General features: G+C 68.3%; 24 protein-coding genes. 19 read left to right on the top strand and 5 right to left on the bottom strand.

Annotation, left to right across the window (positions count from 1 at the left end; all coding sequences use genetic code 11):
- Positions 1-182: 182 nt before the first annotated feature.
- Together ACTJLD_RS19425 and ACTJLD_RS19420 are read right to left on the bottom strand one after the other, a co-directional pair.
- Entirely contained in the window at positions 183-734 is a 552-nt protein-coding gene (locus ACTJLD_RS19425; protein ID WP_021161888.1) for a TlpA family protein disulfide reductase, read from the bottom strand.
- A 7-nt stretch (positions 735-741) separates the two neighbouring features.
- A complete protein-coding gene (locus ACTJLD_RS19420; protein WP_440659441.1) occupies positions 742-1,386 on the bottom strand; it encodes a UDP-N-acetylmuramate--alanine ligase in 645 nt (214 codons plus the stop codon).
- A 42-nt stretch (positions 1,387-1,428) separates the two neighbouring features.
- Here ACTJLD_RS19420 and mpl point away from each other — a divergent pair, with 42 nt between their 5' ends.
- From mpl to ACTJLD_RS19330, 18 genes are all read left to right on the top strand, one after another.
- On the top strand, positions 1,429-3,018 hold the full coding sequence (gene mpl / locus ACTJLD_RS19415) for a UDP-N-acetylmuramate:L-alanyl-gamma-D-glutamyl-meso-diaminopimelate ligase (RefSeq protein ID WP_224052407.1): 1,590 nt from the start codon (positions 1,429-1,431) through the stop codon (positions 3,016-3,018).
- Positions 3,015-3,584, top strand: coding sequence for a YqiA/YcfP family alpha/beta fold hydrolase (locus tag ACTJLD_RS19410; RefSeq protein ID WP_119338966.1), 570 nt, complete (start codon positions 3,015-3,017; stop codon positions 3,582-3,584). The genes mpl and ACTJLD_RS19410 overlap by 4 nt, the downstream gene beginning before the upstream one ends.
- A gap of 80 nt (positions 3,585-3,664) precedes the next feature.
- A complete protein-coding gene (locus ACTJLD_RS19405; protein ID WP_027788423.1) occupies positions 3,665-5,761 on the top strand; it encodes a ribonuclease catalytic domain-containing protein in 2,097 nt (698 codons plus the stop codon).
- Positions 5,758-6,624 (top strand): shikimate dehydrogenase, encoded by an 867-nt coding sequence (aroE, locus tag ACTJLD_RS19400; protein WP_027788422.1) that lies wholly within the window; start codon positions 5,758-5,760, stop codon positions 6,622-6,624. The genes ACTJLD_RS19405 and aroE overlap by 4 nt, the downstream gene beginning before the upstream one ends.
- A 14-nt stretch (positions 6,625-6,638) precedes the next feature.
- Positions 6,639-7,376 (top strand): monofunctional biosynthetic peptidoglycan transglycosylase, encoded by a 738-nt coding sequence (gene mtgA, locus ACTJLD_RS19395; protein ID WP_042976647.1) that lies wholly within the window; start codon positions 6,639-6,641, stop codon positions 7,374-7,376.
- Between the two features lie 448 nt (positions 7,377-7,824).
- On the top strand, positions 7,825-9,435 hold the full coding sequence (locus ACTJLD_RS19390) for a S10 family peptidase (RefSeq protein ID WP_027788420.1): 1,611 nt from the start codon (positions 7,825-7,827) through the stop codon (positions 9,433-9,435).
- Positions 9,436-9,514: 79 nt separating this feature from the next.
- Positions 9,515-9,913 (top strand): EF-hand domain-containing protein, encoded by a 399-nt coding sequence (locus ACTJLD_RS19385; protein WP_440659440.1) that lies wholly within the window; start codon positions 9,515-9,517, stop codon positions 9,911-9,913.
- Between the two features lie 349 nt (positions 9,914-10,262).
- The gene (locus ACTJLD_RS19380; RefSeq protein WP_021161879.1) at positions 10,263-11,162 is read left to right on the top strand and encodes an IclR family transcriptional regulator; all 900 of its coding nucleotides are present in this window, start codon (positions 10,263-10,265) and stop codon (positions 11,160-11,162) included.
- Positions 11,159-12,184 (top strand): 2-dehydro-3-deoxygalactonokinase, encoded by a 1,026-nt coding sequence (locus ACTJLD_RS19375; protein ID WP_060169902.1) that lies wholly within the window; start codon positions 11,159-11,161, stop codon positions 12,182-12,184. The genes ACTJLD_RS19380 and ACTJLD_RS19375 overlap by 4 nt, the downstream gene beginning before the upstream one ends.
- A gap of 22 nt (positions 12,185-12,206) precedes the next feature.
- Positions 12,207-12,884 carry a 2-dehydro-3-deoxy-6-phosphogalactonate aldolase gene (locus ACTJLD_RS19370; RefSeq protein WP_060372815.1) on the top strand — a complete coding sequence of 226 codons (678 nt, stop codon included), beginning with the start codon at positions 12,207-12,209 and terminating at the stop codon, positions 12,882-12,884.
- Entirely contained in the window at positions 12,884-13,663 is a 780-nt protein-coding gene (locus ACTJLD_RS19365) for an SDR family oxidoreductase (RefSeq protein WP_059697903.1), read from the top strand. The genes ACTJLD_RS19370 and ACTJLD_RS19365 overlap by 1 nt, the downstream gene beginning before the upstream one ends.
- A gap of 111 nt (positions 13,664-13,774) precedes the next feature.
- On the top strand, positions 13,775-14,770 hold the full coding sequence (locus tag ACTJLD_RS19360) for an arabinose ABC transporter substrate-binding protein (RefSeq protein ID WP_440659439.1): 996 nt from the start codon (positions 13,775-13,777) through the stop codon (positions 14,768-14,770).
- 68 nt (positions 14,771-14,838) lie between these two features.
- Positions 14,839-16,350 carry an L-arabinose ABC transporter ATP-binding protein AraG gene (araG, locus tag ACTJLD_RS19355; RefSeq protein WP_440659438.1) on the top strand — a complete coding sequence of 504 codons (1,512 nt, stop codon included), beginning with the start codon at positions 14,839-14,841 and terminating at the stop codon, positions 16,348-16,350.
- Positions 16,351-16,418: 68 nt separating this feature from the next.
- Positions 16,419-17,435, top strand: a complete 1,017-nt coding sequence (gene araH / locus ACTJLD_RS19350; protein WP_048026113.1) for an L-arabinose ABC transporter permease AraH — start codon at positions 16,419-16,421, stop codon at positions 17,433-17,435.
- Between the two features lie 29 nt (positions 17,436-17,464).
- Positions 17,465-18,271, top strand: coding sequence for an SDR family NAD(P)-dependent oxidoreductase (locus ACTJLD_RS19345; protein WP_440659437.1), 807 nt, complete (start codon positions 17,465-17,467; stop codon positions 18,269-18,271).
- A 49-nt stretch (positions 18,272-18,320) separates the two neighbouring features.
- Entirely contained in the window at positions 18,321-19,382 is a 1,062-nt protein-coding gene (locus ACTJLD_RS19340) for an aldose 1-epimerase (RefSeq protein WP_059697857.1), read from the top strand.
- 39 nt (positions 19,383-19,421) lie between these two features.
- Entirely contained in the window at positions 19,422-20,249 is an 828-nt protein-coding gene (pyrF, locus tag ACTJLD_RS19335; protein WP_059697855.1) for an orotidine-5'-phosphate decarboxylase, read from the top strand.
- Positions 20,250-20,481: 232 nt separating this feature from the next.
- Positions 20,482-21,540, top strand: a complete 1,059-nt coding sequence (locus ACTJLD_RS19330) for a haloacid dehalogenase-like hydrolase (protein WP_440659436.1) — start codon at positions 20,482-20,484, stop codon at positions 21,538-21,540.
- Positions 21,541-21,577: 37 nt separating this feature from the next.
- Here the strand turns inward: ACTJLD_RS19330 and ACTJLD_RS19325 are convergent, their stop codons facing one another.
- From ACTJLD_RS19325 to thiL, 3 genes are read right to left on the bottom strand one after another with little or no spacing between them, the layout of a single operon-like run.
- Positions 21,578-22,078 carry a CinA family protein gene (locus ACTJLD_RS19325; RefSeq protein WP_021161868.1) on the bottom strand — a complete coding sequence of 167 codons (501 nt, stop codon included), beginning with the start codon at positions 22,076-22,078 and terminating at the stop codon, positions 21,578-21,580.
- 31 nt (positions 22,079-22,109) lie between these two features.
- On the bottom strand, positions 22,110-22,661 hold the full coding sequence (locus ACTJLD_RS19320; RefSeq protein WP_059697853.1) for a phosphatidylglycerophosphatase A family protein: 552 nt from the start codon (positions 22,659-22,661) through the stop codon (positions 22,110-22,112).
- Complete coding sequence (gene thiL / locus ACTJLD_RS19315) at positions 22,651-23,649, bottom strand: thiamine-phosphate kinase (protein WP_060085806.1); 999 nt, start codon at positions 23,647-23,649, stop codon at positions 22,651-22,653. The genes ACTJLD_RS19320 and thiL overlap by 11 nt, the downstream gene beginning before the upstream one ends.
- Before the next feature lie 134 nt (positions 23,650-23,783).
- Between thiL and ACTJLD_RS19310 the strand changes: the two genes are divergently transcribed.
- Positions 23,784-26,126, top strand: coding sequence for an NADP-dependent malic enzyme (locus tag ACTJLD_RS19310; protein ID WP_027788406.1), 2,343 nt, complete (start codon positions 23,784-23,786; stop codon positions 26,124-26,126).
- Positions 26,127-26,395: the final 269 nt, after the last annotated feature.

The raw sequence follows: 26,395 nt of genomic DNA, 5'->3' as shown, positions 1-26,395 counted from the left end.
TTCTGCGGAATTGCGCGAACTTTAGCGCTATTTAGAGAAATTTGTCTAGTTTTGCCGAACGGCCGAGCGCGCGGGACCTGCAAGAATTACCGGCGCGCATGCAAAGTATCGGCGAATTCACGCGAAATTGCGGCGATCGACGGGCAAATCGCCGACAACGTCCGGGCTGCCGTTCGGGCAGGTTACAGCGCGTCGAGCGTCTTTTTCAGCTCGGCCGGCTGGATTTGTCCCAATTTTGTCTCGCGAATCTTGCCGGTTTGGTCGATGACGACCGTAAACGGCAACGCGCCGGCGGTATTCCCGAAATTGCGGGCCAGATCGGCGCCCGCATAGCCGCTGACGAAGACGGGATAGTCGACCTTCACCTTCTGCAGAAAGTTCTTCACGTTCTGTTCGGAATCGACGCCGATCCCGATGAAACGGATGCCCTTCTGTTTGTATTGGTGCGACAGCGCGACGAGCTCCGGCATCTCCTCGACGCACGGGCCGCACCATGACGCCCAGAAATTGACGACGACCTTCTGGCCCTTGAAGGCGGACAGCGTGGCCGGCTTGCCGTCGACACCCGTCAGGGAGGCCGCCCACAACTGTTCGACCGGGCTGCCCTGTGCGGCGGGCGCGGCGACGGCGACCCCGTCATCGGCGGTGCCGCGGAACCAATGGCCGGCGGCGAGCCCGCCGGCAACGGCGGCGGCCGCGACGACCGCGAGCGCCAACATGCGTTTCATCATCATCGTTGAATCATTCCGGTTCGGAAGGGGCCTTGCCTGCTTCGACGAGCGCGCGCAGCGCGGCGGCATCCGCACGGGCGACCCGGCCGCGCGCGTCGGCCTTGACCGCGCCGCGCAGGTCGTCGCTCGCATAGAGCGCGAGATGGATGCCGATCGCATCCACGTCGCGCCGCGGGCGCCACAGGAAACTGAGCGTCTCGACGTCGGCGCGGCCCGCGAAATGCCGCGTCTCGGACACGTCGTACTGGACGTTCTGGTTCAGCAGGTAGATCGCGACGTCCTTCGGGTTGTCGGTGAATGCCTGCAAATGGATATCCGAATGCGCGTTCGCGGTGCCGTTCAGCACGGCACCCGTCACATAAGGATGGAACTCGGCGAGCCGGCGCATCCAGTCGAGCGCGACTTCGCGCAGGCGGCGCAGTTCGTCCGGCTGCGTGTCGCTCTGGAACAGCGCGAGGTACTCGCGTAGTTCTTCCTCGATCTGGTCGTTATCCGGCAGCCATTCGCCTGCAACGCGCGAGTCGCCCAGCAACTGGCGCGCGGCCTTGCGTTTTGCGCCGGCATAGTCGAGGCCGTCCTCCGCGATCAGGCGGGCGGCGGACTGGGCAATTTCCTCGCGGAGGCGCCGCGGGTCGATAAGAGGTTTGCGAGACATGATCCGGCAATCATACTCGATCGCCGCGGCGCCCGAGCGCGGGTGCGGCGGCCTGCCGCCCGGCGTGCCGGCGCCGCTCGCGCGCATCGTTCGGGCCGCCGGGCACGGCAGGCCGTCAGTTACAATAGTGCTCTTTGTGTCGCGGCAAAAGCCGTTGGCCGGGCGCCGGCCGCGCGGCCCGTCCGGCGCGCCGCACACACATCCTTTCCGAATCGACGGCGCCCGGCGGCGCGAAAGCATTCATCTATGCACATCCACATTCTTGGCATCTGCGGCACCTTCATGGGCGGTCTCGCCGTACTCGCGCGCGAGGCGGGCCACACGGTGACGGGTTGCGACGCGGGCGTCTATCCGCCGATGAGCACGCAGCTCGAGGCGCAGGGCATCACGCTGATCGAGGGCTACGGCGCCGAGCAGATCGACCTGAAACCGGATCTGTTCGTGATCGGCAACGTCGTCACGCGCGGCAATCCGCTGATGGAGGCGATCCTCGATCGCGGCCTGCCTTATGTATCCGGCCCGCAATGGCTCGGCGAGCACGTGCTGGCCGGCAAGTGGGTGCTCGCGGTCGCAGGCACGCACGGCAAGACGACCACGTCGTCGATGCTCGCGTGGCTGCTGGAAGACTCCGGTCTGAACCCGGGCTTCCTGATCGGCGGTGTGCCGCTGAATTTCGGCGTGTCGGCGCGGCTCACCGATTCGAGCTTCTTCGTGATCGAGGCCGACGAATACGATACGGCGTTCTTCGACAAGCGCTCGAAGTTCGTCCACTACCGGCCGCGCACCGCGGTGCTGAACAACCTTGAATTCGATCACGCCGACATCTTCCCCGATCTCGCCGCGATCGAGACGCAATTCCACCATCTCGTGCGTACCGTGCCCGGTGTCGGCAGAATCGTCACGAACGGCCGTTCCGACGCGCTCGAGCGCGTGCTGGCGCGCGGCTGCTGGAGCGAGGTCGAGCGGTTCGGCGTCGACGGCGGCTGGCAGGCGCTGCCGGCCGAGGACGGCGTGCCGGTCGACGAGCGTTTCGCGGTGTATTCGCACGCGGAACGCGTCGGCGAAGTCGCATGGCAGGTGCAGGGCGATCACAACCGGATGAACGCGCTCGCGGCGATCGCGGCCGCGCGCCACGTCGGCGTGCCGCCCGCGCAGGCCGCCGCGTCCCTCGCGTCGTTCCGCAACGTGAAGCGCCGCATGGAAGTGCGCGGCAGCGTGGACGGCGTGACCGTCTACGACGACTTCGCGCACCATCCGACCGCGATCGAAACCACGATCGCCGGCCTTCGTGCACGCATCGGCCGTCAGAATTCCCGCATTCTCGCCGTGCTCGAGCCGCGCTCGAACACGATGAAGCTCGGCGTGATGAAGTCGCAATTGCCGGCGAGCCTGGCCGACGCCGATCTCGTGTTCGGTTACGGCGCGCCGGCCGGGCGCGACGCGCTCGGCTGGAATCTGGCCGAGGCGCTGGCGCCGCTCGGCGACCGCGCGCACGCGTTCGACGACCTGCACCTGCTGGTGAAGTCCGTCGTCGCAGCCGCCCGCCCGGGCGACCACGTGCTCGTGATGAGCAACGGCGGCTTCGGCGGCGTTCATCAGAAGCTGCTCGATGCGCTCGGGAGCCGCTCGTGATCCTGTATCTGCACGGCTTCCGGTCGTCGCCGGAATCGCAGAAGTCGCGCCAGCTCGCCGCGCGCATGGCCGAGCTCGGCCGCAGCGACGAGTGGCGGTGCCCGTCGCTGTCGGTGTCGCCGCTCGAAGCGATCGCGGTCGCGGAAGCCGAGGTGGCCGGCGCGCGCGACGTGACCGTCATCGGCAGCTCGCTCGGCGGCTATTACGCGACCTGGCTGGCCGAAAAACACGGCTGGAAGGCCGTGCTGCTGAATCCGGCCATCGTGCCGCAGCGCGATCTCGAGCAGCACCTGGGCGAACAGCCGCTGTGGCACGGCGGCGGCACGATCGTCGTCGAGCGCCATCACCTGCATGAACTCGACGCGCTGCGCGTGCCGGCAATCACGCGTGCCGAACGCTACTATCTGTTCGCGGCGACCGGTGACGAAGTGCTCGATTACCGCGAGATGCTCGCGCATTACCCGGGCGCGAAGACGCGTGTGATCGAAGGCAGCGATCACGGGATCAGCGAATTTGCCGACTATGTCGACGACGTTCTCGCGTTTTGCGACGGAAAGACGTCTTAATCCGGCCATGTGCCGATCGAATTCCCATCATCATGCGGCGCCGCGGACGCGGCGCCCGGCAGTCTGAACGAGAGTACTGAGTGAACGTTTTCTTCGAGGAATCGGGCAGTTTCAAGGCGGGCAGCGTGCTGTCGCGCCAGGGCGACGCATTTCAGGTCGAGTTGCCCGGCGGGCGGCGGGCCAAGGTGCGCGCGAAAGACGTGCTGATCGAATTCGACAAGCCGGCCGCGGGCGAACTGATGCAGGAAGCCGACACGGCCGCGCAGCAGATCGACCTGGATTTCCTGTGGGAATGCGCGCCGACCGACGAATTCGCTTATACGGCGCTGGCCGCGGAATACTTCGGCGCGACGTACGGCCCGGTGGAGCGGGCGGCGCTGGTGTTGCGACTGCACGGCTCGCCCGTCTACTTCCGCCGCAAGGGGCGCGGCCAGTACCAGCGCGCGCCGGAAGAGCAGCTCAAGATGGCGCTCGCGTCGCTCGAGCGCAAGCGCCAGCAGGCGCTCGTCCAGGCGCAGTACGAAGAGGAACTGAAGGCCGGCAAGCTGCCGGAAGCGTTCGCGGGCAAGGTGCTCGGGCTGCTGACGCGGCCGGACAAGAACGCGATCGAATACAAGGCGATGGAGGCGGCGGCCGGTGCGCGCGGCGTGTCGCCGGCGCGGCTGATGCTCGACTGCGGCGGCATCGCGTCGCCGCGCGCGCTGCACGAGGCGCGCTTCCTCGCGGAGTTCTTCCCGCACGGCACGGGCTTCCCGGCCGTCACGGTCGGCCCGCTGCCGGACGACCTGCCGCGCGCGGACGTCGAGGCGTTCTCGATCGACGACATCACGACGACCGAAATCGACGACGCATTCTCGGTCGAGCATCTCTCCGACGGCCGCGTGCGCATCGGTGTGCACATCGCGGCGCCGGCGCTCGGCATCGTGCGCGGCGACGCGATCGACGCGATCGCGCGCACGCGCCTGTCGACCGTCTACATGCCGGGCGACAAGATCACGATGCTGCCGGACGACGTCGTCGACGTGTTCACGCTGAAAGAGGGCGACTACCGCCCGGCACTGTCGCTGTACATCATCGTCAACCGCGAAACGCAGGAGATCGTCGCGAACGAGACGCGCGCCGAGCTCGTGTTCGTGAAGAACAACCTGCGACACAACAACCTCGACGAGCTCGTCAACGAAGAGACGCTCGCGGCCGGCACCGGCGACTATCCGCACAAGGACGACATCGCCGTGCTGTGGCCGCTCGCGCAGGCGCTGTTCGAGAAGCGCCAGGTCGCGCGCGCGGGCTACGGCCTGAAGCGCGAGGTGCAGCGCAACACCGACTACAACTTCTACGTCGAAGGCGAGCACGTGACGATCACGCCGCGCCGCCGCGGCTCGCCGCTCGACCTGATCGTGTCGGAGCTCGCGATCCTCGCGAACTCGACGTGGGGCGCGTTCCTGCACGATCACACGGTGCCGGGCATCTACCGCTCGCAGCGCGGCTTCGGCGCACCGGGCCCGAAGCGCACGCGCATGCAGACGACGGCCGCGCCGCACGAAGGTCTCGGCGTCGCGCAGTACGCATGGAGCACGTCGCCGCTGCGCCGCTACGTCGACCTCGTGAACCAGTGGCAGCTGCTCGCGTGCGTGCAGCACGGCGTCACCGCGAAGCTCGCCGCACCGTTCAAGCCGAAGGACGCCGACCTGTACGCGGTCGTGCAGGGCTTCGACGACACGTATACGGCCTACGCCGACTACCAGCGCCGGATGGAGTACTTCTGGTGCCTGCGCTGGCTCGCGCAGGAGCAGAAGAAGCAGGTCGTCGCGAGCGTGGTGAAGGGCGATCTCGTGCGCCTCGAGGAAATTCCGCTGCTGCTGCACGTGCCGGGGCTCGGCGTGCATGCGCGCGGCACGCGCGTGCTGCTCGACGTGATGTCGCTCGACGAGCTGACGATCGAGGCATCGGTGCGGTTGCTGAACGTGCTCGATGCGCCGACCGTGACGAGCGGCGACGCGGCCGACGAAGAGGATGACGCCGAAGGCGGCGACGACACGCTGATCGACGCCGAAGACGCGACGGCCGAAACCGAGGCGGAAGCGCTGGCGGAGGCGGACGGCGCAGCAGCCGGCGAAGGTGGTGAAGGCGGCGAAGCCACGGGCGGCAACGCCGAAGAAGAGGGGCGCGCATCATGACCGCAGCTGCGTCGACGAGCGGCGCCGACCGCTATGTCGTGTTCGGCAACCCGGTGGCGCACAGCAAGTCGCCGTTCATCCACGCGCAGTTCGCCGCGCAGACGGGCGAGCCGGTCGAATACACGCACCGGCTCGCGCCGGTCGACGGTTTCGACGCGGCCGTGCGGGCATTCGTCGCCGAAGGCGGTCGCGGCGCGAACGTGACGGTGCCGTTCAAGCTCGAGGCGCATGCGCTTGCCGACACGCTGTCGCCGCGCGCGGCGGCGGCGGGCGCGGTGAATACGCTGCGCATCGACGCCGACGGCCGTATCCATGGCGACAACACCGACGGCGTCGGCCTCGTGCGCGACATCGAAGCAAATCTCGGCGTGTCGCTGGCGGGCGCGCGCATCCTGCTGCTCGGCGCGGGCGGCGCGGCGCGCGGTGTCGTGCTGCCGCTGCTTGACCGCGCGCCGCTGTCGATCACGATCGTGAACCGCACCGCGAGCAAGGCCGAGGCGCTCGTCGGCCAGTTCATGCAGGCCGCCCACGATGCGGGCTGCACGCTCGCGGGCGGCGGCCCGGACGTCGTGCGCGCGGAGCCATATGACGTGGTGATCAACGCGACGGCCGGCAGCCTCGATGCCGCGCTGCCGGAGTGCGACGCGGCCGCGTTCGGCGCGGGCACGCTCGCGTACGACATGATGTACGGCGCGCAGCCGACGGTGTTCATGCAGCATGCGGCGTCGCTCGGCGCGCGCACCGCCGACGGGCTCGGGATGCTCGTCGAGCAGGCGGCCGAATCGTTCTTCATCTGGCGCGGCGTGCGTCCGGACGGCGCACCGGTGCTGGCCGCGCTGCGCCAGGCGCTCGCGGCGAGCTGAACGGGGCGCGGCACGTGGTGGCGGTGAGCGGCACGCAGCACACGCGGACGGTGAGCCCGACGCGCTGGATCGTCTATGCGGGATCGGTGTTCGCGGGTGCGTGGCTCGCGACGCAACTGTTCTATCTCGTACAGATCGCGCTGTGGTCGTTCGTGAACCCGGGCTCGACCGCGTTCATGCGCACCGACGCGTGGTGGCTGTCGCGCGACAAGCCGCCCGCGCAGATCCAGCACCAGTGGGTGCCTTACGACCAGATCTCGCGCAACCTGAAGCGCGCGCTGATCGCGTCGGAAGACTCGACCTTCGCGACCAACAACGGCTACGACGTCGACGCGATCCTGCAGGCGTGGGAGAAGAACAAGGCGCGCGGCCGGATCGTCGCGGGCGGCTCGACGATCACGCAGCAGCTCGCGCGCAACCTGTTCCTGTCGCGCGAGAAGAGCTACATCCGCAAGGGGCAGGAGCTCATCATCACGTGGATGCTCGAAACGGTGCTCGACAAGGAGCGGATCTTCGAGATCTACCTGAATTCCGTCGAGTGGGGACGCGGCGTGTATGGTGCCGAGGCGGCCGCACGCTATTACTACCGGATTCCCGCGAGCCGGCTCGGCGCGTGGCAGTCGGCGCGCCTCGCGGTGATGCTGCCGAAGCCGCGCTGGTTCGACGCGCACCGCGGCTCGGCCTACCAGGCGCAGCGCGCGGCAGTCATCGCCCGCCGGATGGGCGCGGCCGAACTGCCGCAATCGGAGTGAACGGCGCGAGCGCGCCGTCACATTGACCGTTTCGACGCCCGTGCGCTGCACTCGGGTCGCGCGCGGGCCGTTTGTGCGCTGCAGCGCATGCGCGTCACGCGCATTTCGGGTCACATCCATTAGACGAATCCGTCTATTTCGCTTTGCTGAGCAATGCTCGCGATCACGCGCGTTTGTTGGCTGATATGGCACGAAATCCTGGAATTTTTAGTATTCCAGGGTAAACGCGAAAGTCCGTGAAAGGCACGTGAAATGCAACGTTTCGCGAACCGAAGCATTCCTGAAAGGTGTGCGCCGCACAGGCCGCCGGCCAAATATTTCAAAATTTTTCAAAGCTGACGGGCTCGCGTATATTGGCCAGCGCCTCGGCTTATCGGCCGCGATCGAGGCGGGGGGCGGCTTATCCGGCTGCTCGATACAAAAAACATCCGAGAGAAGGAAAGCAACGATGCCAGCGAGCAAAGCGAAGCTGTTGTTGGGAGTGGTGTTTTCTTCGCTGATTCTGACGGCCTGCAACGACGACGTGACATCGTCCGCTGCTGCCAGCGCCGACAACTCAGCCGATCCCGCCGGTCAGGTGGACAGGGCGTACAACGATCCGAACAGTTATTCGTCGAGCGCGAACGCGTCGCTCGACGCCTCCGCCGCGGTTGAAAAGGCCGCCGTCACGCATCACCAGATCACGCTGAACGGCAAGACGATCCGCTACACGGCCACGGCCGGCCACCTCGTCGCGCGCAATCCGCAGACGGGCGCACCCGAAGCCTCGTTCTTCTATGTCGCCTATACGGCCGACAACCAGCCCGCGGCGAAGCGGCCCGTCACCTTCCTGTACAACGGCGGCCCCGGCTCGGCATCGGTGTGGCTGCACCTCGGCTCGTTCGGCCCGCGCCGGATCCAGACGGGCGACCCGAACGCGAACACGTCGACATTCCCGTTCGTCGACAACCAGGAAAGCCTGCTCGACACGACCGACCTCGTGTTCGTCGATGCGATCGGCACCGGCTTCTCCGAAGCGATCGCGCCGAACACGAACCAGACGTTCTGGGGCGTCGACCAGGACGGCGGCGCGTTCCGCGATTTCGTCACGCGCTACCTCGCCGTGAACCAGCGCAGTGCCTCGCCGAAATACCTGTTCGGCGAGTCGTACGGCACGCCGCGCACCGACGTGCTCGCGAACCTGCTCGAGACGGCCGGCGTGAAGCTCGACGGCATCGTGCTGCAGTCGTCGATCCTGAACTACAACACGAACTGCGACATGGCGAGCGACTACATCGGCAACTCGAACAACGGGTCGAGCCCGGTGAGTTGCGCGGGTTTCGTGCCGTCGTATGGCACCGTCGGTGCGTACTACCAGCTCGACAACCCGAACCCGTCGAACCTGCCGCAGTATGCGGACCAGATGCGCCTGCTGACGGCCGGCAGCTACGCGCCCGCCGTGAACGCGTACCTGGCGAGCCATACGCCGCCGCCGCCGGCCCTCGTCACGACGATGGTGAATTCGACCGGCGTGAAGCAGTCGCTGTGGAATGCGGACTTCAACGTGATCCCGACCTTCTTCGACAACAGCTTCCAGCTGTCGCTGATCCCGGGCACGCTGATCGGCCGCTACGACGCGCGCGTGAACGTGCCGGTGTCGAGCCCGCTTGCCGCGGACGGCGATCCGTCGAGCTCGTTCATCACGAAGCCGTTCACCGACACGATCGGCAAGTACCTGCCGAACGAGCTGAAGTACACCGCGCAGTCGGCGTATTCGTTGAGCAGCAACGCGATCAACACGTGGGACTGGACGCACGACGGGCTCGCGATGCCCGACACGATCCCCGACCTCGCCGCGGCGCTGACGCTGAATCCGCAACTGAAGGTGCTGTCGCTGAACGGGTATCACGACATCGCGACGCCGTTCTACCAGACCGAGCTCGACCTCGCGCGGCTCGGGACGCAACCGAACCTGACGATCAGGGACTATCAGGGCGGACACATGGTCTATCTCGACGATACGTCGCGTCCGCAGGAGAAAGCCGACCTCGTGACCTTCTACAACGCGGCCGCGCACTGATGCTGCGCCGGCCGGCGACAGGCGCCCGCGGTGGCGCCGCGCCGGCCGTCGACGACCTCATTCCAGACTGGAGCCTGATATGAAGAATCGTTTCATCGTCGTTGCCGCGGCGCTCGCATGTGTCGGCGCCGCAGCATCCGTATCCGCGTTCGCGCAGGCGAGCGACGCCGCCGCGCCGGCGCGAGCGCGCCAGGCGCAGCTCGGCGATCCGTACGTGCCGCCGGCCGCGCGCAAGCCGACCGCCGGCACGCATACGACGGGCGCCGCGCTGCATGCGCAGGTGGTGCGCAAGCTCGCGCGGCAGTTCAGCGCGGCCGACTCGCAGAACACGGGTTCGATCACCGAATCGCAGGCGCGCGCGGCCGGCCTCGGTTATGTCGCGAACCACTTCCGGCAGATCGACTCGAGCGGCAACGGCCGCGTGTCGTTCGCGGACGTACAGCGCTACATGCAGGCACGCAGCACGAGCCAGCAGTAAGCGCGGCGCGCGGTGAACCAACGGGGGCGGAACCTGCGACACGGCGGGTTCCGCCCCCGTGCACATGGCGCGGCCGTTACGGCGTGCCTGCCGCGGATTTCCGCCGAATTCTCATTATCTGGGCAACGCATTCAAATATTGGAGGCGAGTGCGTGCGCTCCTACAATCCGAAGCACATCGACAGCTTCGGACCCACGCATCGCGCGGCGCCCGACGCACACGGAGACACCTTCCATGAAGTTCGCCGGGCGCTTTATTCGGTGCATCGACCGCCGCCTCGCCGCGATGCCGGACGCAGTTCCGGCGTCGCACGAACGGCTTCACCGGTTCCGTTGAAGAAGCCCGCCCCATGACCAAGATGCCCGACTCCCTTGCCCTCGACGCCCGGCGCGCGACGCCGGACGATGCGTCGCTGACCGACAGCATCGGCGCGACCAGCACGCCGCTCGATCTCGCTGCCCAGCAGGCCGGTACGCAGACGCTGCTGCGCGGTCTGGCGATCCTCGAGGCGATCGCGAACGGCGCGCGCGACATGCGCGCGATCGGCGCCGCGCTCGGTACGACGCGCAGCACGACGCATCGCCTCGTCAGCAGCCTCGTGCAGGCGCGCTACCTGCGCCAGGTGCAGGGCGGCTACCTGCTCGGCCCGAAGCTGATCGAGCTCGGCACGATCGCGCTCGAGCAGATGCCGCTCACCGCGGTCGCGCGCCCGCACCTCGAAGCGCTCGCGGAAGCGACGCTCGACACGATCCATCTCGGCGTGCGCGACGGCGACGACGTGCTGTACATCGACAAGATTCCCGGTACGCGCGGCCTCGAGATGCGCTCGCGCGTCGGCCACCGGATGCCGCTCGCGTCGACCGGCATCGGCAAGGCGATGATGCTCGACCTCGATCCCGACCTGTGGCGCTCGCTGTTCGAGGCCGCACGGCGCGCGCTGGCCGGCGTCAATTTCAAGCCCGACAACCGGCCCGAGACGAGCGCGTTCCTGCAGCGCATGGCCCATTACGCAGCGGGCGGCTATACGTTCGACCTCGAGGAGAACGAGGCGTCGATCCGCTGCGTGGCGGCGCCGATCCGTGACGCATCGGGGGCGGTCGTTGCGGCGGTGTCGGTGGCGAGCACGATTCCGTACATGCCGCACGACCGGATGGACGAACTGATTCCGCTCGTGCAGCGCGAAGCGCGAGCCATTTCCGCGGAGCTGGGCTGGAGCCCGCCGCAGGGTACCCGCAGGATCAAACGATGACGACTTCGACCCGGCCCGTTCCGGATGCCACCTCCGCCACCCCGTCGCTGATCGCGCTCGACTGGGGCACGACCTCGCTGCGCGCGTATCTGTACGACGCGCACGGCGCGCTCATCGACACGCGCAGCCGTCCGGCGGGCGTCATGCATGTGCCGGGCGGCGGCGCGCGCGCGTTCGACGCGGTGTTCGAGGAAGCCTGCGGCGACTGGCTCGACCGCTCGCCCGGCCTGCCGGTGCTCGCCGCCGGGATGGTCGGCAGCGCGCAGGGCTGGCGCGAGGCGCCGTATGTCGCGGTGCCGGCCGGCGCCGACGCGCTCGTCGCGGGCCTCATCACGGTGACGACCTCGCGCGGGGCGACGATCTCGATCGTGCCGGGCGTGATCGCCACGGGCGAATTGCCCGACGTGATGCGCGGCGAAGAAACGCAGATAGTCGGCGCACTCGCGAGCGATCCCACGCTTGGCGCCGATCGTTCAGGGGTACTGATCGGCCTGCCGGGGACGCATGCGAAATGGGCGTGGGTGACGGACGGGCTGATCGAGCGGTTCCAGACCTTCATGACCGGCGAGCTGTTCGCGGTGCTGCGCGACCACACGATCCTCGGCCGCACGATGCGCGCCGGTGCGTCGCCCGATCGCGCGGCGTTCGTGCGCGGCGTATCGGTCGCGCGCGGCGCGCGGCACACGGGGCTGCTCGCGACGATTTTCAGCACGCGCACGCTTGGCCTGACAGACCGGCTCGCGCCCGATGCGCAGGGCGACTACCTGTCCGGCCTGCTGATCGGCCATGAGCTCAACGCGCTCGACGCGATGCTCGCGGAGCGCGGCATCGCGCTCGCGGACCAGCCGCTGCTGCTGATCGGCGACGACGGCCTGTGCGCGCGCTATGCCGATGCGCTCCAGGAATTCGGCCACCCGCACGCGCGAGTCGTCGCGCATGCGACCGAGCGCGGCCTGTGGCGGATCGCGTCACGCGCCGGGCTTGTGCGCGCGGACGGCGAGCCCGTCTGCGCCGACCAATGAACCGATTGCAGAGGAACCCCTGATGCCGTCCGACCTTACGCTACCCGCGCCGTACACGCCTCACGCCGCGCTGATGCGCGCGTTCGACGCGTGTCCGCTGATCGCGATCCTGCGCGGGATCACGCCCGCCGAAGCGGCCGACCACGGCCGTGCGCTGTACGAAGCCGGCTTCCGGATCGTCGAGGTGCCGCTCAATTCGCCGGAGCCGTTCGGCAGCATCGCGGCGCTGCGGCGCGCGCTGCCCGACGACGCGATCGTCGGCGCGGGCACGGTGCTGCGCGCGGAGTATGTCGATCGCGTGCAGGATGCGGGCGGCTCGCTGATCGTGATGCCGCACAGCGACGCGGCCGTGATCCGCCGCGCACGCGAGCGCGGCCTCGCGAGCGCGCCGGGTGTCGCGACGCCGACGGAAGCGTTCGCGGCGCTCGCGAACGGCGCGGACGTGCTGAAGATGTTCCCGGCCGAGCAGTTGGGCGTGGTCGTCGTGAAGGCGTGGCGCGCGGTGATCGACCGCGCGGTGCCGCTGATCCCGGTCGGCGGGATTGCACCCGACAACATGCAGCCGTTCCTCGCGGCCGGCGCGAACGGCTTCGGGCTCGGTTCGGCGCTGTACCGGCCCGGCCAGCCGGCCGACGAGACTGCCGCGAACGCGCGTGCGTTCCAGGCGGGCCTGCGCGCGGCGCGCGGTGGGGCCGCATGATGGGCCGCCTCGCGGACAAGGTCGCGATGGTGACGGGCGCGGGCCGAGGCATCGGCGCCGCGATCGCCCGCGCGTTCGTTCGCGAGGGCGCGGCCGTCGCGCTCGTCGATCTCGACCTCCCGCAGGCGCAGCACACGGCCGCCGGGATTGCACACGACATCGCCGGCGCGCGCGTGCTGGCGCTGCAGGCGGATGTCGCGCGCCAGGATGCGGTGCGCGATGCCGTGGCGCGGACCGAGGCGGCGTTCGGTCCGCTCGACGTGCTCGTGAACAACGCGGGCATCAACGTGTTCGCCGATCCGCTGACGATGACCGACGACGACTGGCGCCGCTGCTTCGCGGTCGACCTCGACGGCGTGTGGCACGGCTGCCGCGCGGCGCTGGAAGGGATGGTCGAACGCGGTCGCGGCAGCATCGTGAACATCGCGTCGACGCATGCATTCAGGATCATCCCGGGCTGCTTTCCGTACCCGGTCGCGAAGCACGGCGTACTCGGTCTCACGCGTGCGCTCGGCATCGAATACGCGGCGCGCAACGTCCGCGTGAACGCGATCGCGCCGGGCTACATCGAGACGCAGCTCACGCGCGACTGGTGGGACGCGCAGCCCGACCCGGCCGCCGCGCGCGCCGACACGCTCGCGCTGCAGCCGATGAAGCGGATCGGCCGGCCCGAGGAGGTCGCGATGACGGCCGTGTTCCTGGCGTCCGACGAGGCGCCGTTCATCAATGCCGCATGCATCACCGTCGACGGCGGGCGTGCGGCGCTGTACCACGACTGACACGATTGACGTAGCGATTCGAAAGACCGCACGTGCGACGGCCGCGCGCACGCTGCGTCGAAACCAACAAGCGGCTGCATCCTGTTCGATGAAGACAAGGAGACACTGGAGATGAAACGCAGAACGTTCGTAACGCTGGCCGCCGCGGCCGCAGTGGTGATCGGGAGCCCGGTTGCGCATGCGGCCGATCCGGTCAAGATCGGCTTCCTGGTGAAGCAGCCGGAAGAGCCGTGGTTCCAGGACGAGTGGAAGTTCGCCGAGATGGCGGCGAAGGCGAAAGGCTTCACGCTCGTGAAGATCGGCGCGCCGTCCGGCGAGAAGGTGATGAGCGCGATCGACAACCTGTCCGCGCAGAAGGCGCAGGGCTTCATCATCTGTACGCCCGACGTGAAGCTCGGGCCGGGCATCGTCGCGAAGGCGAAGTCGCACAACCTGAAGATGATGACGGTCGACGACCGCCTCGTCGACGGCGCGGGCAAGCCGATCGAGTCGGTGCCGCACATGGGGATCTCCGCGTACAACATCGGCAAGCAGGTCGGCGACGGCATCGCGGCCGAGATCAAGAAGCGCGGCTGGGACATGAAGGATGTCGGCGCGATCGACATCACCTACGAGCAGCTGCCGACCGCGCACGACCGCACGAGCGGCGCGACCGACGCGCTGGTGGCCGCCGGCTTCCCGAAGACGAACGTGATCGCCGCGCCGCAGGCGAAGACCGACACGGAGAATGCGTTCAACGCGGCGAACATCGCGCTCACGAAGAACCCGCAGTTCAAGCACTGGGTGGCGTACGGCCTGAACGACGAGGCCGTGCTCGGCGCGGTGCGCGCGGCCGAAGGGCGCGGCTTCAAGGCCGACAACATGATCGGCATCGGCATCGGCGGCTCCGATTCGGCGCTGAACGAGTTCAAGAAGCCGCAGCCGACGGGCTTCTACGGCACCGTGATCATCAGCCCGAAGCGCCACGGCGAGGAAACCTCCGACCTGATGTACGCGTGGATCACGCAGGGCAAGGCACCGCCGGCGCTGACGCTGACGACGGGCATGCTCGCGACGCGCGACAACGTGTCGAAGGTGCGCGACGAGATGGGGCTCGCGTCGAAGTAAGCGGCCCGCCGGCTGCCGCGGCGATGCGGCGGCCGGCGGTCGATCGATTCCGGAAGTGGAGAGGCGACGTGTCAGCGGCACTGCGTTTTGACAATATCGGCAAGGTATTTCCCGGCGTGCGCGCACTCGACGGCATCTCGTTCGACGTGCACGCGGGCGAGGTGCATGGCCTGATGGGCGAGAACGGCGCGGGCAAGTCGACGCTGCTGAAGATTCTCGGCGGCGAATACCAGCCCGATGCGGGCAGCGTGCTGGTCGACGGCCGGCCCGTTCAGTTCGCGAATGCGGCCGCGTCGATCGCGGCCGGCATCGCGGTGATTCACCAGGAGCTGCAGTACGTGCCCGACCTGACGGTCGCGGAAAACCTGCTGCTCGGCCGCCTGCCGAATGCGTTCGGCTGGGTGCGGAAGCGCGAGGCGAAGCGCTACGTGCGCGAGCGGCTCGCGGCGATGGGTGTCGATCTCGATCCCGATGCGAAGCTCGGGCGGCTGTCGATCGCGCAGCGGCAGATGGTCGAGATCTGCAAGGCGCTGATGCGCAATGCGCGCGTGATCGCGCTCGACGAACCGACCAGTTCGCTGTCGCATCGCGAGACCGAGGTGCTGTTCAAGCTCGTCGACGACCTGCGCGCGCAGGGCCGCGCGCTGATCTACATCTCGCACCGGATGGACGAGATCTACCGGCTTTGCAACGCGTGCACGATCTTCCGCGACGGGCGCAAGATCGCGTCGCACGAATCGCTCGGCGACGTGCCGCGCGAACGGCTCGTCGCCGAAATGGTCGGGCGCGAGATTTCGGATATCTACCATTACGCGCCGCGCACGCTCGGCGACGTGCGGTTCTCCGCCGAAGGCGTCGACGGCCATGCCCTGCGCGAACCCGCGAGCTTCTCGGTGCGCGCGGGCGAGATCGTCGGCTTCTTCGGGCTGGTCGGCGCGGGCCGCAGCGAGCTGATGCGGCTCGTGTACGGCGCGGACCACCGGCGCGCGGGCGTGCTGACGCTCGACGGCGCGCGCATCGACGTGAAGCGCACCGGCGACGCGATTCGCCACGGCATCGTGCTGTGCCCCGAGGACCGCAAGGAAGAAGGGATCATCGCGATCGCGTCGGTCGCGGAGAACATCAACATCAGCTGCCGCCGCCATTCGCTGCGCGCGGGGCTGTTCATCAACAGCAAGGCCGAAAGCGAAACCGCCGACCGCTTCATCCAGCGGCTCAAGATCAAGACGCCGAACCGGCGCCAGAAGATCCGCTTCCTGTCGGGCGGCAACCAGCAGAAGGCGATCCTGTCGCGCTGGCTCGCGGAGCCCGACCTGAAGGTCGTGATCCTCGACGAGCCGACGCGCGGGATCGACGTCGGCGCGAAGCACGAGATCTACGACGTGATCTACCGGCTTGCGGAGCGCGGCTGCGCGATCGTGATGGTGTCGTCGGAGCTGCCGGAAGTGCTCGGCGTGTCCGACCGCATCGTCGTGATGCGCGAAGGCAGGATCGCGGGCGAGCTGCCGCGCGAACGGGCGAACGAGCACGCGGTGCTGAGCCTGGCGCTGCCGCAGACGAGCGCCGTCGAGGCGGCCTGACGCGGGACACGACAATCGAATCGGACGCGCGGCACGGGCCGCGCGATGCAGGAGCAGGAGACACAATCATGCAAGTCAACGAAAACCTCGGCAGCGCCGCCGTGAAGCCCACGGCCGACGCGCTGGTGCCGCAGCAGAGCGACCGCCAGAAGTGGTGGCAGCACCTGACCGAATACAGCCTGATCGCGATCTTCGCGGTGATGTTCATCACGATGTCGCTGACGGTCGATCACTTCTTCTCGATCGACAACATGCTCGGCCTCGCGCTGTCGATCTCGCAGATCGGCATGGTCGCGTGCACGATGATGTTCTGTCTCGCGTCGCGCGACTTCGACCTGTCGATCGGCTCGACCGTCGCGTTCTCGGGCGTGCTGTGCGCGATGGTGCTGAACGCGACCGACAACACGTTCGTCGCGATCGTCGCCGCGGTCGCGGCCGGCGCCGCGATCGGCTTCGTGAACGGCGCGGTGATCGCGTACCTGCGCATCAACGCGCTGATCACGACGCTCGCGACGATGGAGATCGTGCGCGGGCTCGGCTTCATCGTGTCGAAGGGGCAGGCGGTCGGCGTGTCGTCGGATACGTTCATCGCGCTCGGCGGGCTCACGCTCTTCGGCGTGTCGCTGCCGATCTGGGTCACGCTGCTGTGCTTCATCGCGTTCGGCGTGCTGTTGAACCAGACGGTGTATGGCCGCAACACGCTCGCGATCGGCGGCAATCCCGAGGCATCGCGTCTCGCGGGGATCAACGTCGAACGCACGCGCGTATACATCTTCCTGATCCAGGGCGCGGTGACGGCGCTCGCGGGCGTGATCCTCGCGTCGCGCATCACGTCGGGCCAGCCGAACGCCGCGCAGGGCTTCGAGCTGAACGTGATCTCCGCGTGCGTGCTCGGCGGCGTGTCGCTGATGGGCGGCCGCGCGACGATCTCCGGCGTCGTGATCGGCGTGCTGATCATGGGCACGGTCGAGAACGTGATGAACCTGCTGAACATCGACGCGTTCTACCAGTACCTCGTGCGCGGCGCGATCCTGCTCGCGGCCGTGCTGCTCGACCAGCTGAAGAACCGCGGCGTTCGCGACTGACCCGGCCTGCCCTGACGGAGACGAACCGCATGACCATCGAAATTTCCGCGCACGACGCGCACACCACGAGCCACGCGCGCTATGCACGGTATCCGAGCCTCGAGGATCGCGCGGTGCTGATCACGGGCGGCGCGACCGGCATCGGCGCGGCGTTCGTCGAACACTTCGCGTTGCAGGGTGCACGCGTCGCGTTCGTCGACCTCGACGCGACCGCCGGCGCCGCGCTGGCGGACAGCCTCGCGCACGTACGCCATGCGCCGCTGTTCATCCAGTGCGACCTGACCGACGTCGGCGCGCTGCGCCATGCGATCGACGCGATCCGCGCGCGCATCGGCGCGATCGCGGTGCTCGTGAACAACGCGGCGAACGACGCGCGCCACGCGATCGGCGACGTGACGCCCGAATCGTTCGACGCGGGCATCGCGGTGAACCTGCGTCACCAGTTCTTCGCCGCGCAGGCGGTGATCGACGACATGAAGCAGCAGGGCGGCGGCGCGATCATCAATCTCGGCTCGATCAGCTGGATGCTGAAGAACGGCGGCTATCCCGTCTACGTGATGGCGAAGGCGGCCGTGCAGGGGCTGACGCGCGGTCTCGCGCGCGACCTCGGCCCGTTCGGCATCCGCGTGAATTCGCTGGTGCCGGGCTGGGTGATGACCGACAAGCAGCGCCGGCTGTGGCTCGACGACGCGGGCCGCGCGGCGATCAAGGCCGGCCAGTGCATCGACGCCGAACTGCTGCCCGCCGATCTCGCGCGGATGGCGCTGTTCCTCGCGGCCGACGACAGCCGGATGATCACCGCGCAGGACGTGATCGTCGACGGCGGCTGGGCCTGACCGTTCGCACGACCCGCATCGTTTCTTCGACGAAGGAAAGGAGTTCATCATGACCGCCACGTCCTCGCGCGCATCGTCGTCCACCAGCCAGTCGCGCCGCGCGCGCCTGGCCGCCGCCGCGCAGCCGGTCAGCCCCGGCCCGCAGACGGCCGCCTTCGCGCAGGGCGTCGGCGCCGCGCATGCGGCGGCCGTCACGCTGTCGAACGCGGCGCTGCGGCTCGACGTGCTGCCGCATCTCGGCGGCGGCATCGCGCGCTTCGACTGGCGCGGCGACAACGGCGCGTTGATGCCGGTGTTCCGCCGCTGCGACCACCCGGAGACGGCGACGGACCCGAACCAGCTCGCGTGCTACCCGCTGCTGCCTTACTCGAACCGCATCGGCGGCGCGCGTTTCGAATGCGACGGGCGCAGCGTCGCGGTGCCGCGCAACCGCCGCGACGAGCCGCTGCCGATCCATGGCGACGGCTGGCTCGCGCCATGGCAGGTGGACGATGCGACCGCCACGTCGCTGCAGCTGTCGCTCGATCGCACCGCCGGTGCGCCGTATGCGTTCCGCGCGATCCAGTCGTTCGAGCTCGACGATACGACGCTGTCGATCGCGCTGACGATCGAGAATGCGGGGCGCGCGCGATTGCCGTTCGGGCTCGGCGTGCATCCGTTCCTGGTGCGCGACGACGTGACCGAGCTGGCCGCGGCCGCCGGCGGGCTGTGGCTGTCGGGCGCCGATTTCCTGCCGGTGCGGCACGTGAGCGTGCCGCCGGCCTGGCAGTTCGGCGTCGCGTATCCGCTGCCGGCCGCGCTCGTCAATCATGCATTCACCGGCTGGGGCGGCCACGCGACGGTGAGCTGGCCGCGCCGCGGACTGTCGCTGACGGTGGCGGCCGACGCCGATGCGTACGTGCTCTATACCCCGCCCGGCGAGGATTTCTTCTGCTTCGAGCCGGTCGATCATCCGATCAATGCGGTGAACCTGCCGGGCGGCGCGACCGCGCACGGGATGACGCTGCTCGCGCCCGGCGAGCGGCTCACGCGGCGGTTCGCGTTCACCGTCGAGCGCGCCGATGCGCGCGGCAATGGCGCGACACGCGAGGCGCGCCGGCGACGCGGGTAAAATACGCGGTCTACCAACGGTTTGCCGCGAGTACCCGCCATGTCTTCCCCGCTTACTTTCATCGAATCGCTGCGCGCCGCGTGGCAGCGCACGAATTCGCTGCTGTGCGTCGGCCTTGATCCCGAGCCGTCGCGCTTTCCCGTGCAGTTCGAGGGCCAGCCCGACGCGATCTTCGAATTCTGCCGGCAGATCGTCGACGCGACCGCGCAATACGCGAGCGCGTTCAAGCCGCAGATCGCCTACTTCGCCGCGCATCGCGCGGAAGACCAGCTCGAGCGCCTGATCGCGCACATCCACCTCCAGCACCCGGGCCTGCCCGTGATCCTCGACGCGAAGCGCGGCGACATCGGCAGCACGGCCGAGCAGTACGCGCGCGAAGCGTTCGAGCGCTATCGCGCGGACGCCGTCACGGTGAACCCGTACATGGGTTACGACTCGGTCGAGCCGTACTTCGAGCACGAAGGCAAGGGCGTGATCGTGCTGTGCCGCACGTCGAACCCGGGCGGCTCCGACCTGCAGTTCCTCGACACGAACGGCCGGCCGCTCTACCAGGTCGTGGCCGATCTCGCGGCGAACAAGTGGAACGCGAAGAACGGCCAGCTCGGCCTCGTGGTCGGCGCGACGTTCCCGAAGGAAATCGAGATCGTGCGCGGGATCGTCGGCGACATGCCGCTGCTGATCCCCGGCATCGGCGCGCAGGGCGGCGACGTGCAGGCGACCGTCAACGCAGGCCGCACGGCCGACGGCACCGGCATGATGATCAACTCGTCGCGCGCGATCCTGTACGCGAGCAAGGGCGAGGATTTCGCCGAAGCCGCGGCGCTCGCCGCGCAGAAGACCCGCGACACGATCAACGCGCATCGCTGATCGAGAATGGCGCCGGCTGCCCGCGCGGGCAGCCGGTTCCGGCAGGCCCGCGTTCGCGGGCCCGTGCCGCTTTCTCCGCTTTACCGCCTCCGTTTCCCTCGTTCCCGGCCGTCGCACTGACGCGCACGGGCAATTTCCCGTCGTTTCCGCACCGCATGCCCGCGCGCCAATCGCGCGATGCTCGCGCTTGTCATCGATCTGTAACGAAACCGTCAAGAAAGGGAGTGACGCCATGCTCAAGCTGTCCCGACGTCTTCTGAGCGCGCTTGCCGCGTCGTTGTGCATGAGCTTCGCCCACGCGGCGGACCTGTCGCACTGGCCGGCCGACAGCGCGAAGGCGTTGAACGCGATGATCGCCGCGCACGCGCACCGCGGCGACTACGCGGTGTTCGACGCCGACAACACGACCTACCGCTACGACCTCGAGGAGTCGCTGCTGCCGTACCTGGAGAACCGCGGCGTGCTGACGCGCGACACGCTCGACCCGTCGCTGAAGCTGATCCCGTTCAAGGATTCCGCCGACTACAAGGAATCGCTGACGAGCTATTACTACCGGCTCTGCGAGATCGACGATCTGGTCTGCTACCCGTGGATCGCGCAGGCGTTCGCCGGGCAGTCGCTGGCCGACCTGAAGCGCCACGTCGACGCGATGCTCGCCGACGGCAAGCCGATCCCGATCCGCTACTGGCAGGGCGACAAGGTGGCCGACGGCACGGTGAACCCGCCGCGTTTCTTCCGCGGGATGCAGGAGCTGTACAACGCGCTGCGCGAGAACGGGATCGAGGTCTACGTGATGACGGCCGCGCACGAGGAGCTCGCGCGGCTCGTGCTGTCCGACCCGAAGTACGGCTACAACGTGAAGCCGCAGAACGTGATCGGCGTGACGACGCTGCTGCGCAACCCGGCGACCGGCGCGCTGACGACGTCCCGGTTGCAGATCAAGGCCGGCAAGTACGACGAGGCCGCGAACCGCAGCCTCGTGATCACGCCGTTCCTGATGAACCCGATGACGTGGTACGAAGGCAAGCTCGGCTCGATCGTCGGCTGGATCGACCAGTGGAAGAAGCCGGTGCTCGTCGCGGGCGACACGCCGACGTCCGACGGCTACATGCTGCTGAACGCGACCGACGTCGCGCGCGGCGGCGTGCGCGTGTGGGTGAACAAGAAGGACAAGCAGATGGCGCAGATCCGCGCGTGGTCGGATGAATCGGCCGCGCGGCAGAAGTCGCTCGGCCTGCCGGTCACGGCGGACAAGAACTGGATCGTCGTGAAGCCCGACGCGATCCAGTAAGCGGGCCGGCAGGGGCGCGGCGGGCGCCCCGGCCCGGTCAGCCCTCGCGCTCGTCGAGCAGCTTCAGCAGCCCGCGCAGGGCATGCGCGGCCGCCTGCGTGCGGATCTGATCGCGGTCGCCCTTGAACACGAGCGTCTCGACATCGGTATGGAGCCGGTTGCTCCAGCCGAACGACACGGTGCCGACCGGTTTCTTCTCGCTGCCGCCGGCCGGGCCCGCGATGCCGGTGACGGACAGCGCGACCTGCGCGCGGCTGTTGCGCAGCGCGCCTTCGGCCATCGCGCGCGCGACGGGCTCGCTGACGGCGCCGTGCTTGTCGATCAGGTCGGGCGGCACGCCGATCATGTCGATCTTGGCCTGGTTCGAGTACGTGACGAAGCCGCGCTCGAACCACTGGCTGCTGCCGGAGATGTCGGTGATCGCGGTGGCGATCATGCCGCCGGTGCAGGATTCGGCGGTGGCGAGCGTCAGGTGCTCGTCACGCAGCTTGTTGCCTGCGCGGATCGCAAGCTGGTGGACGACGGAATCGGTTGGCATGCGCGTCGGGAAACGGGAGTCGGGAAATCGGTCAGCCGACGACGGAGCGCCACAGGGCGATCACGAGCAGCGTCATGAACGCGGCGACCAGGTCGTCGACCATGATGCCGAGCCCGCCTTTCAGGCGGCGCTCGAAATAGCGGATCGGCGGCGGCTTGAGCATGTCGAAGATGCGGAACGCGACGAACGCCCATAGCTGGCCGATGAAGGTCGCGGGCGTGACGAACAGCATCACGAGCCAGATCGCGACGATTTCGTCCCAGACGACGGCGCCCGGATCGGACGTGCCCATCTTTCTCGCGGTGAAGCCGGTGAGCCACGTGCCCGCCACGAAGCCGACCGCGATCAGCGCCCACCATTCGGGCACCGTCAGGTAGCGGTTGAGCACGACGAACGTGAGCCAGCCGAACAGCGAGCCGAACGTGCCGGGCATGAGCGGCGCGAGCCCGCTGCCGAAGCCGAGCGACACGAGGTGCGCGGGGTGCGACAGCATGAAGCGCGCGGTCGCGCGCCGCGGCGCGTGTCCGCCAGGTGCGGCGCCGGGCTCGGCCGCGGCGTGCGCGGGCGTCGGGTCAGTCTGCATGGAAGTGGTCGAAGCCGTGCAACGTGAGGGCGAGGGGCGCGCCGGCGGCGTCGCGCCACGCGATCGCGGGCTGTTCCGACGGCGCGGACAACGCGCGTATTGTACCGATTCGCGTGACCGGCACGCCGGCCGTCAGGCCGGCCGCTTCGACCGCCGCGCGGGCCGCCGCCGGCGCGGTGAAGCACAGTTCGTAGTCGTCGCCGCCGGCCAGCGTGCAGCGTCGCTGCACGTCGGGCGGCAGCGTCGCGAGCGCGGCCGAGCGCGGTACCGCGTCGGCATCGATCTCGGCGCGCACGTGCGAGCGGGCGAGGATGTGCTGCAGGTCGCCGGCGAGGCCGTCCGAGATGTCGAGCGCCGCGTGCGCGACGCCGGCGAGCGCCAGGCCGAGCGCGATGCGCGGCTCGGGGCGCTCGAGCGCGCGCCGGAACGCAGCGGCTTCGGCCGCGCCGGCCGCCCATTCGCCGCGCGCGACGCCGAGGCCGGCGCGCGCATCGCCGAGCGTGCCGGACACCCAGACGTCGTCGCCGTCGCGCGCGGCATCGCGCCGCAGTGCGGCGTCGGGCGCGACTTCGCCGAATACGGTGACGCACAGGTTCAGCGGGCCGCTCGTGGTGTCGCCGCCGATCAGCTCGCAGCCGTAGCGCTCGGCGAGCGCGAACAGCCCGTTGCTGAACGCTTCCAGCCACGCCGCGTCGGCACGCGGCAGCGCGCACGCGAGCGTGAAGGCACGCGGTTCTGCGCCCATCGCCGCGAGGTCGGACAGGTTGACCGCGAGCGTCTTGTGGCCGAGCGCATCGGGCGCGACATCGGGGAAGAAGTGGCGGCCTTCCACCAGCATGTCCGTCGAAATGGCCAGCAATTTCCCGGATCGCGGCGCGATCAGCGCGCAATCGTCGCCGATGCCGAGCGTCGACGCGCGCGCCCCCTGCGCGGCGCGGCGCGTGAAGAAGCGTTCGATCAGTGAAAACTCGGAGAGGGCGGCTGGCACGGCGGGCGATCCGGAACGGTTGAAGGAACGGCATTGTACGAGGCGAACGGCGGCGCTTCTGCACCATCCGGTACATTTTTGTCGCGGCTGTTGCACCCGAATCGCCGGTCTGGCGGCCGATGATTGGCGCTACAATGCCGTCGAACAGTTATTCTAATCCGCCCGTCACGAGACACATGTCCACCCAATCCTCCTCCAAAGCCAAGCTCCGCGAAGCCGCCCTCGACTATCACGAATTCCCGACCCCCGGGAAAATCGCGATCGCCCCGACCAAGCAGATGATCAACCAGCGCGACCTCGCGCTCGCGTACTCGCCGGGTGTGGCGTACGCGTGCGAGGAGATCGTCGAGAATCCGCTCAACGCGGCACGCTTCACCGCGCGCAGCAACCTGGTCGGCGTCGTCACGAACGGCACGGCAGTGCTCGGCCTCGGCAACATCGGGCCGCTCGCGTCGAAGCCGGTGATGGAAGGCAAGGCGGTGCTGTTCAAGAAGTTCGCGGGCATCGACGTGTTCGACATCGAGCTGAACGAGTCGGATCCGCACAAGCTCGTCGACGTGATCGCCGCGCTGGAGCCCACCTTCGGCGGGATCAACCTGGAAGACATCAAGGCGCCTGACTGCTTCATCGTCGAGCGCGAAGCGCGCAAGCGGATGAAGATCCCGGTGTTCCACGACGACCAGCACGGCACCGCGATCGTCGTGGCCGCGGCCGTCACGAACGGGCTGAAGGTCGTCGGCAAGGACATCAAGAAGGTCAAGCTCGTCGCGTCCGGCGCGGGCGCGGCCGCGCTCGCGTGTCTCGACCTGCTGGTCGACATCGGCCTGCCGCTCGAGAACATCACGGTGACCGACCTGGCCGGCGTGGTCTACAAGGGCCGCACCGAGCTGATGGACCCGGACAAGGAGCGTTTCGCCCGCGAAACGGAAGCCCGGACGCTGGCCGAAGTGATCGACGGCGCGGACATCTTCCTCGGCCTGTCGGCCGCCGGCGTGCTGAAGCCGGAGATGGTGAAGGGCATGGCCGAGCGCCCGCTGATCCTCGCGCTCGCGAACCCGACGCCGGAAATCCTGCCGGAAGCGGCGCTCGAAGTGCGCCCCGACGCGATCCTCGCGACCGGCCGCACCGACTACCCGAACCAGGTCAACAACGTCCTGTGCTTCCCGTTCATCTTCCGTGGCGCACTCGACGTCGGCGCGACGACGATCACGCGTGAAATGGAGATCGCGGCCGTCAACGCGATCGCCGAGCTCGCGCAGCACGAGCAGAGCGACATCGTCGCGACCGCATACGGCATCCAGGATCTGTCGTTCGGGCCCGAATACCTGATTCCGAAGCCGTTCGATCCGCGCCTGATCGTGAAGATCGCGCCGGCCGTCGCGCAGGCCGCGATGGACGGCGGCGTCGCGACGCGCCCGATCGAGGACATGGAAGCCTACAAGCAGCACCTGCAGCAGTTCGTGTACCACAGCGGCACGACGATGAAGCCGATCTTCCAGATCGCGCGCGCCGCGCCGGAAGAGAAGAAGCGCGTTGTATTCGCGGAAGGCGAAGAAGAGCGCGTGTTGCGTGCCGTTCAGATCATCGTCGACGAAAAACTCGCGAAGCCGATCCTGATCGGCCGCCCGTCGGTGATCGAGCACCGTATCCAGCGCTATGGCCTGCGCCTGACGCCGGGCACCGATTTCACGGTCGTCAACACCGAACACGACGAGCGCTACCGCGACTTCTGGCAGACGTACTACAAGATGATGGCGCGCAAGGGCATCAGCGAGCAGCTCGCGCGCGTCGAGATGCGCCGCCGCACCACGCTGATCGGCTCGATGCTGGTGAAGAAGGGCGAAGCGGACGGGATGATCTGCGGCACGATCAGCACCACGCACCGCCACCTGCACTTCATCGACCAGGTGATCGGCAAGCGCCCGGGCTGCAGCGTGTACGCGGCGATGAACGGCCTCGTGCTGCCGGGCCGCCAGATCTTCCTCGTCGACACGCACGTGAACGTCGATCCGACCCCGGAGGAACTGGCGGAGATCACGATCATGGCCGCGGAAGAAGTGCGCCGCTTCGGCATCGAGCCGAAGGTCGCGCTGGTGTCGCACTCGAATTTCGGCACGAGCAACGCACCTTCGGCGAAGAAGATGCGCGATACGCTCGCGATCCTGCAGGAACGTGCACCGGAGCTGAAGGTCGACGGCGAGATGCACGGCGACGTCGCGCTCGACGCGGCGCTGCGCAAGGAAATCCTGCCGGAATCGACGCTGGAAGGCGAAGCGAACCTGCTGATCCTGCCGAACATCGACGCCGCGAACATCGCGTACAACCTGCTGAAGACGGCTGCGGGCAACAACATCGCGATCGGGCCGATCCTGCTGGGTGCCGCACAGCCGGTGCACGTGCTGACCGAATCGGCGACCGTTCGTCGCATCGTCAACATGGCGGCGCTGCTGGTCGCCGACGTGAACGCCGCGCGCTGAGCCAAAACGAACGCGCCAGGCCGGTCGAACCGGCGTGGCGCGTCGGGCGAAATTGTAAACAAAAGCAAAAAGAGGCGTGCCCGCAATGGGCACGCCGCGGGCAGGGCGCAAACGCGCTTCCCTCAAGGCAACAGCAGCATCTCTCCACTCCTGGTAGCGAGCGCGGCAAGGAGGCAGGTCTTGCCGTACGAGAGATGCCGCCTTTATTTTATCCCGTGCAAGATAAATGTAGTGTGATTTCGGTAAAAAATGCGTAATTCCGGACATCG

Origin of the sequence: Burkholderia sp. 22088 (assembly GCF_052045915.1) — a bacterium.
GTDB classification, from domain to species: Bacteria; Pseudomonadota; Gammaproteobacteria; order Burkholderiales; family Burkholderiaceae; genus Burkholderia; species Burkholderia cepacia.
This window is presented reverse-complemented; position numbering and strand designations above follow the sequence as displayed.

Excerpts from the sequence above, each read along its gene's own strand:
- ACTJLD_RS19320 (WP_059697853.1), bottom strand. The coding sequence starts at position 22,661 with ATGCAGACTGACCCGACGCCCGCGCACGCCGCGGCCGAGCCCGGCGCC.
- pyrF (WP_059697855.1), top strand. The coding sequence starts at position 19,422 with ATGTCTTCCCCGCTTACTTTCATCGAATCGCTGCGCGCCGCGTGGCAG.
- ACTJLD_RS19380 (WP_021161879.1), top strand. The coding sequence starts at position 10,263 with ATGACCAAGATGCCCGACTCCCTTGCCCTCGACGCCCGGCGCGCGACG.
- ACTJLD_RS19420 (WP_440659441.1), bottom strand. The coding sequence starts at position 1,386 with ATGTCTCGCAAACCTCTTATCGACCCGCGGCGCCTCCGCGAGGAAATT.
- aroE (WP_027788422.1), top strand. The coding sequence starts at position 5,758 with ATGACCGCAGCTGCGTCGACGAGCGGCGCCGACCGCTATGTCGTGTTC.
- ACTJLD_RS19375 (WP_060169902.1), top strand. The coding sequence starts at position 11,159 with ATGACGACTTCGACCCGGCCCGTTCCGGATGCCACCTCCGCCACCCCG.
- ACTJLD_RS19390 (WP_027788420.1), top strand. The coding sequence starts at position 7,825 with ATGCCAGCGAGCAAAGCGAAGCTGTTGTTGGGAGTGGTGTTTTCTTCG.
- ACTJLD_RS19330 (WP_440659436.1), top strand. The coding sequence starts at position 20,482 with ATGCTCAAGCTGTCCCGACGTCTTCTGAGCGCGCTTGCCGCGTCGTTG.
- ACTJLD_RS19360 (WP_440659439.1), top strand. The coding sequence starts at position 13,775 with ATGAAACGCAGAACGTTCGTAACGCTGGCCGCCGCGGCCGCAGTGGTG.
- ACTJLD_RS19325 (WP_021161868.1), bottom strand. The coding sequence starts at position 22,078 with ATGCCAACCGATTCCGTCGTCCACCAGCTTGCGATCCGCGCAGGCAAC.
- ACTJLD_RS19340 (WP_059697857.1), top strand. The coding sequence starts at position 18,321 with ATGACCGCCACGTCCTCGCGCGCATCGTCGTCCACCAGCCAGTCGCGC.
- ACTJLD_RS19345 (WP_440659437.1), top strand. The coding sequence starts at position 17,465 with ATGACCATCGAAATTTCCGCGCACGACGCGCACACCACGAGCCACGCG.
- ACTJLD_RS19310 (WP_027788406.1), top strand. The coding sequence starts at position 23,784 with ATGCCGTCGAACAGTTATTCTAATCCGCCCGTCACGAGACACATGTCC.
- ACTJLD_RS19385 (WP_440659440.1), top strand. The coding sequence starts at position 9,515 with ATGAAGAATCGTTTCATCGTCGTTGCCGCGGCGCTCGCATGTGTCGGC.
- ACTJLD_RS19425 (WP_021161888.1), bottom strand. The coding sequence starts at position 734 with ATGATGATGAAACGCATGTTGGCGCTCGCGGTCGTCGCGGCCGCCGCC.
- ACTJLD_RS19365 (WP_059697903.1), top strand. The coding sequence starts at position 12,884 with ATGGGCCGCCTCGCGGACAAGGTCGCGATGGTGACGGGCGCGGGCCGA.
- ACTJLD_RS19370 (WP_060372815.1), top strand. The coding sequence starts at position 12,207 with ATGCCGTCCGACCTTACGCTACCCGCGCCGTACACGCCTCACGCCGCG.
- araH (WP_048026113.1), top strand. The coding sequence starts at position 16,419 with ATGCAAGTCAACGAAAACCTCGGCAGCGCCGCCGTGAAGCCCACGGCC.